The organism is Microcystis sp. LSC13-02, from assembly GCA_002282935.1.
Lineage (GTDB): Bacteria > Cyanobacteriota > Cyanobacteriia > Cyanobacteriales > Microcystaceae > Microcystis.
In genome coordinates this window covers 1-5,857 of record MTBT01000044.1, presented here as the reverse complement: position 1 = coordinate 5,857, position 5,857 = coordinate 1, and the positions used below count along the sequence as shown (strand labels likewise).

4 protein-coding genes are annotated in these 5,857 nt (G+C 42.8%); all 4 read right to left on the bottom strand.

The annotated features are described in order from the left end of the window. Positions 1-512 precede the first annotated feature (512 nt). Complete coding sequence (locus BGL89_RS02740; protein ID WP_286824317.1) at positions 513-2,243, bottom strand: Rqc2 family fibronectin-binding protein; 1,731 nt, start codon at positions 2,241-2,243, stop codon at positions 513-515. A 267-nt stretch (positions 2,244-2,510) separates the two neighbouring features. Next, the gene (locus BGL89_RS02735; RefSeq protein WP_286824315.1) at positions 2,511-3,185 is read right to left on the bottom strand and encodes a DevA family ABC transporter ATP-binding protein; all 675 of its coding nucleotides are present in this window, start codon (positions 3,183-3,185) and stop codon (positions 2,511-2,513) included. A gap of 48 nt (positions 3,186-3,233) precedes the next feature. Beyond that, complete coding sequence (gene devC / locus BGL89_RS02730) at positions 3,234-4,430, bottom strand: ABC transporter permease DevC (protein WP_286824314.1); 1,197 nt, start codon at positions 4,428-4,430, stop codon at positions 3,234-3,236. Beyond that, positions 4,427-5,749 (bottom strand): ABC exporter membrane fusion protein, encoded by a 1,323-nt coding sequence (locus tag BGL89_RS02725; protein WP_024970243.1) that lies wholly within the window; start codon positions 5,747-5,749, stop codon positions 4,427-4,429. Before BGL89_RS02725 ends, devC begins: the two co-directional genes overlap by 4 nt. Positions 5,750-5,857: the final 108 nt, after the last annotated feature.

The following is a 5,857-nucleotide window of genomic DNA, read 5'->3' as shown; positions in this document are numbered from 1 at the left end:
TCAATGATGACAATAAGTTATAGCTTAGAGATTAATCAACAACTAAAGCTTATGTTTTTAGCTAAGTGAAATCATTGATTAAGAGACCTGTACTTTTCAATAACTTTTTCAGCAGACCCTAACTATGGGTGAAGTTTAAATTTCTTTACAAAAAGCTGGATGCCAACTATCCCTCTTTCATCCCAAGATAGAGCAAATATTCTCAACAATCAAACTCATTCATCTGGGCAATAAGTCTCGGAAACCGAAAAGAAAGTTGAGGAAAGTGACAGAAGCGGTTAGGTGAAGATAAAATACCAGTGGCTGCTTTAATATCACCTGAATAGTCGGTTTTTTGTGTCTTTCCCGAGACTATCGGCTGCTACCACTGGTTTGCTGTTGTTTGTTGTTGTAATCCGAGGAAATATAGTTCTTGCGTTCCCAAGCGCCTGAACTGCATTTGTCTCTCTAGTAAAAATTGTAACAGACAATACCCATTTTGTGTAAAAAAAAGTAAACAATTTGGTAAAAAATTATTTTTTGCGGTAATCCTCAACCCTCTGAGGACAGCCCCAGATTACCGTTTCCTGTTTGTAAACCACCATACCGGGCTTTGCGCCCTTGGGTTTATAGACGTATTTGGGACGGGTATAGACGACGGGAACCTGTTCACTATGGCGAGCGCGGCTATAATAAGCGGCGTAATCGGCGGCAAATTGCAGATCGGCGGCTTCTGGAACTGTACCTGGGGTTAAACGGAGTAAAACGTGACTACCAGCGATTTCTTGACTATGAAACCAGATATCGTAATCGCTGGCGCTACGAAAAGTTAGCCGATCATTTTGACGGTTATTTCTGCCAATCCATAATTCTACTCCAGAGGGAGTAGTAAAGCGCATGGGTTCGGATTCTTTGTTATTCGCCCGATTACGCTGGTAATTGCTTTCTAGATACTTCTGTTGAATTAATTCTTCTTGTATCTCGTCTAAGGCCTCTAAATCTTCCCTGCTGCTATAATTATCTAGTTGACTTAAACTCGATCGCACTTGTTCGAGATAATTAATTTCACTGACCACTTCCGCTAATAAAGGTTCCACCGCTAACCGCGCCCTTTTTAATTTCTGATGTTGTTTATAAAAATATTGGGCATTCTGCACGGGATTTCTTTCGGGATCGAGAGGAATAATTATAGGTTTTCCTGTCTGGAAATCCGCCAAAGTAATGCTAGTCATTCCCTGCTGTATTTGCTGCAGATTTGCCATTAATAAATCCCCTTGCTCTTTATAGCGATCGGCATGAGCAGATTCTGCTAGTCTTGTTTGAAATCCCGCCGCTTTAGTTTGCAGTTTAGTCAGTAAAGAGATGACTTTTTGATTTAATTTTTGCTGTAGTTGTCGAAAGCTTTCTTGATTAATTTGGTCGCTATAATAACGGTTTAATAATTCTTGGACATTTTTAGCTGCTGCCAGTATCTCCCCACCGATCACCGTATAACCTTCTCTTGTCCATCCGGGTTGAAAGGTTTTATTTTCCAAGATTTTTAACCATTCTTGCCAAACTGAAAAGAGCTTTTCCCAATCAGTATTATCTAACTGATCCGTGTTTAATTTCGGGTTAATCTTGGCTTTTTGCAACAGCGATCGAGCGATGACCGGACTAACCCCACGATAGGTACTAACTAGCTGTTTTTCGATAGTTTTAGGGATTAAACTAACTCTGGCTTGCCAACTGCTCAAGGATTCTTCTAAACTGGGATTTGTTGCCAATAAAACGGGGGGTAGTTGATAGATTTGTCCCGTTTGTACGGTGCGAACACTAGACTGGGTGGCATTGACTTGATGGGCAACGGTGACAATTTGCCGATCGGCAGCTGTTAAAATCACATTGCTATATTTGCCCATAATTTCTATATACAAATGCCCCTGGGCCGGATCATCAGGACGTTGGGCAAATTGTAGATCGATGACTCTTTCCCACGGGGCAACAAATGCTAATTTTGTCAGCGCAAAACCATTGAGTTGATGACGCAATTGATCGCTGAAAGTAAAGGTATCTGGGACTTTTGGCGGTGGATCACCAATATGCAGCCGCGCCCCTTGGGGATGCCAAGAAATAATTAACCATCCCTTGCGATCAAAGGTTCGTAAATAGAGGGCGATCGTTTGGCGATCAATTTGATACACTTGTTCTAGTCTCGCTGGCAGCCAAACGGCAGCAATTTCGGCACAAGTGGCGCTGAGGGTGGTAAAGTCTACGGATTGCATTTTCAGGATTCAGGAGATATTCTCGATGCCAAAGTTGGCACCGCCAAGCATGAAAATATCATAGCTTCCCACTGAGGCTAAGACAAAAAAGTTGTTTCCTCAATTAAAAACGGATTTGGTGTCAGAATCTATTGATGGAGTATCCCAGTCTTAGCCGCACTTAAAAGCTGAGGAAGGAAAAACTATGCCAGTAGTCTATGAGAATGGCACTGGTCTAACGGACAAAACTGGCCATAGCGCCTTTTCTGGGTTTTGTCTGGATGGGTATTAGCAACCGCGCAAGCGTCCATCTTCCATGTGAACAATGCGATCGGCAATATCTAAAATCCGATTATCGTGGGTGACGAGTACAATAGTACGGCTTTGTTCTTTGGCTAAACGTTGCATCAAATTCACCACGTCTCGTCCCGTTTTACTATCGAGGGCGGCCGTTGGTTCATCGGCTAAAACTAATGGAGGATTACCAGCCAAAGCTCGCGCGATGGCTACCCTTTGTTTTTGTCCCCCAGATAAGCTATCTGGATAATAGTCGATCCGATGTCCTAAGCCGACTTCTTCTAACATCAAAGCGGCGCGTTCTTCCGTTTCCCGCCCGCCGAGATTTTCCTGAAGCTCGATCGACATTTGTACATTCTGTCTTGCGGTTAGAAAGGGTAACAAATTATGGGCTTGAAAAATATAACCAATTTGACGGCGGGTTTGGACTAATTGTTCTTCACTAGCCCCCCGTAATTCTTTTTCAAAATGCTGTAAGCTTCCTTCTTGAACAGAGCGTAGGCCACCGATTAAGGATAGTAAGGTTGTTTTTCCGGAACCAGAGGGGCCAGTTAAAATAACGATCTCTCCCTCTGTGATTTTTAAGTTGATCTGAAAAAGAACTTGTTTTTTCAGCGTTCCTTGACCGAAATAGTGATTGAGGTTTTGAATATCAATAACGTCCATAGACAGCCTCGTTCATTGAGATGAGGGATGGATATCTGTTTCTTTCTTCTAAAAAATATCGGCCGGATCGGCATCTTGCAATTTTTTAACAGCAGTGGCTCCTGAAACGAAGGCCATGACTAAGGTTAAGATAAAGACAAAAACCGCTCGATCAAGCGACATATTGACAGGTAATAAGGTGGCATTTTTAGTAACCTCATATTGAATATTAGCGATCAAAAAACCTGGAATATATCCGAGAACAGCAATTAAAAAAGCCTGTTGTAAAACCATTGATAAGAGATAGCTATGACGATAGCCCATCGCTTTTAGGGTGGCGTATTCTGAAAGATGTTCCGAAACATTTGTATAGAGAATTTGATAAACCACCACCACACCAACAATAATTCCTAGAGCAACTCCTAGGTTAAAAATAAACCCGATCGCCGTGCTAGTTTGCCAATATTTTTTTTCAAAGTTAACAAATTCGCTTTTCGACAACACTTGAACATCTTTTGGCAAGTACTTTCTGAGTTTTTCTAGGGTTCTTTGAGTATCTTGATTTGGTTTTAGTTTAATCAAACCCACATCAATGAAGCCTTTTTTGCGATTATCAAAAATTCGTAAAAAATTTATATGGCTAGTCACTAAATTTCCATCGGAGCCAAAGGAAGTACCCAACTGAAATAAACCCACCACATTAACCTTTCGATTTCCGTTGGGATTTCCTAACTCTGTGCTTACCCGTCCATCCCTGCGAAAATCTTGGGCAATTGTCCCGAATTCAGTACGAGAACCCTCATCAAATAATACTGTATTAGGCATTTTTAATCTCTCGATATTTTCGGGAATTCCAGATAAGTTGAGTACGGGATATCTCAGATTAATACCAAGGACAAAAATATTACGCCAATAATTACGAGTATTAGGATTTTTCCATTGAGCGAAATCGAGATAAATCGGGCTAACGTAATCGACTTCATCAAAAGCCAGTGATTGTAAAAGTCGTCGTTCTGAGAAACTTTCCATCGCAATTAAGGCAGTCGATCGAGGACTAATTAAAAAAATATCTCCTTGTAAACTTTGATGGAAACGAACGGCACTATCGAAGAGAGCATCGCGAATCCCTAACTGCATAAAAATAATCACCACGGAAAAAATCACGCCAGAAAGAGCCACCAGTAGACGAACTTTTTGATGCTTTAGCTGTAGCCAAGCCGTGGCCAACTTACCGCGTCGTTTCTGGTATAATTTTCGCTTATTCACCTGGTTTCTCCTTGATTTTGTGCATTGCTATCCTCAATTACCACCGTCACTTCCAAATTGCTTAAGCCAGATACTTGGGCGCTCGATTCGGGGGTAAGGCGAATTTTCACTTCTACCACCCTGGCATCGGCATCGGCTACCGGATCAGTACCAAGAACATTTTGCCGGCCCACTTGTAAACCAATTTCGCTAACAACTCCAGTTAATTCTCGGACTAAACCATCACTCCGAATCGTAGCGGTTTGTCCGACTCGCACCCGTTGAATGTCTGTTTCGTAAACTTCTGCGCGAACATACATTTCCCCAGTTTCACCTAAATCAACAATCCCTTCATTGCCGACAACTTCTCCGGGCCAGGTACGAATTTTCAGAATTTGACCGCTTTTTGGTGCTTTTACATAGGCGAGGTTTAATTCAGCTTGGGCGCGTTCTACCAAGGCTCGATCGGATATTAATTGGGCTTCGGCAACTTGGACATCGACGGGACGAACTTCGGCGACCGCTTCTAAAGCCGCTTGATTGGCTTTGATCTCTTGAGCAAGGGTGGTTCGGGTGCGATCAAGATTGGCTTTGGCCTCCTGAATACGTTGCTTCATGGTGCGCTCAATTCGATTCAGATTCGCTTCCGCTTCTTGTAAACTTTTAGCTATAGTTTCGGCTTGTAGACAAAAGCGGTCCCGTTCTTGCTCCGGTACAGCCCCATCTAGGTACAGGGTTTGATAGCGGCGGCAATCCGTTTGTGCGTTGATTAATTCGGCCCGAATTCGTTCGATAGTTGCCTTTCGGGCCGAGGTTTCCCCTTGTAACTCCGCTTCTAAACTGGCAATGGTCGCCTGTTGGGTAGCAATCTGTCCCCGTAATTCCGCTCGTGTTTTTTGGAAACGGGCATCTTGTGCGGCCACATCTCCCTGTTTTGCCCCCGCTTTAACTTGCGCTAAACGGGCCTCGGATATTTTCCTCTGGGCTTCGGCTTGGGTTAAAGCGGCTTGAAGGCGCTCATGGTTGTCTAAAATTGCGATAATTTGACCATTTTTCAGGTTATCTCCTTGTTTTACTAGGAGTTTGGCTACCCTCGTTCCCTCCATGAAAGCAGAGGCCGAGATTTTAATCACTTCTCCCTTGGGTTCGAGATAGCCTCTGGCGGAGATAGCAGTGGGACTAATCTTCGATGGGGAATAAATCGCCGCTGGAGCGGGGCTATTCCCTCGAAAACGTAAGAGAAAATAGGTAGCACTCGAACCAGTTAATATAGCAACTGTAATGACAGTAACACTTGTTATCCAGCCTCTAGGTTTCACAAAAAATGCAGATTTAACCATTGTTTAGTTCATTCTAACCGGGAGCATCTCACCTTTGCAATAAGTAGAAATGCTTAATGAGATCAATAAAAAAGTTAAAAAAGGCAACCATTTAGATAAGCACAGCGA